At 73.8% G+C, this 618-nt stretch carries 1 pseudogene; it reads left to right on the forward strand.

From position 1 onward, the window contains the following. Positions 1-387 (forward strand): annotated as a pseudogene (locus tag DEF28_RS26700) (right-handed parallel beta-helix repeat-containing protein); the annotation flags it as partial. Between the last annotated feature and the right edge of the window lie 231 nt (positions 388-618).

Here is a 618-nt window from a genome sequence, read left to right on the forward strand (position 1 = left end):
ATGGAGGACCACCGCGACGAGGTCGTGGTGATCGTCGCCGGCTACACCGACGAGATGCAGCGCTTCCTGGACTCCAACCCGGGTCTGGCCTCCCGGTTCAGCCACCAGGTGGAGTTCGCGAACTACAGCGACGAGGAGCTGGTGACCATCGTCTCGAAGATGGCGGCCTCCTCGGGCTACGAGTGCGGGCCGGAGACGCTGGAGGCGCTGGCGCAGCACTTCGCGGCGGTGCCGCGGACCGCGTCGTTCGGCAACGCCCGCTACGCCCGCCAGGTCCTGGAGCGGATGATCACCCGGCAGGCGGGGCGGCTCGTCGAGATGGCGGGGACCGCCGGACGGGAGGATTTCACCGCGCTGCTGCCGGCGGACGTCCCGGCGCCCGCGTGAGCGGACCGCGGGGGGCCGGGGGCGTGCGGCGGCACTTCGGTGCGGCGGACCTCCCGGTGTCCGGCGCGGGGGCGGCCTCCCCGGGTCGGCCCCGCGACCGCGCCCGGCCCGCTGTCCCCCGCTGGCCCGACGATGGAGGACCACCGCGACGAGGTCGTGGTGATCGTCGCCGGCTACACCGACGAGATGCAGCGCTTCCTGGACTCCAACCCGGGTCTGGCCTCCCGGTTC

Source organism: Marinitenerispora sediminis, from assembly GCF_003336425.1.
In the GTDB taxonomy this organism is placed as follows: domain Bacteria; phylum Actinomycetota; class Actinomycetes; order Streptosporangiales; family Streptosporangiaceae; genus Marinitenerispora; species Marinitenerispora sediminis.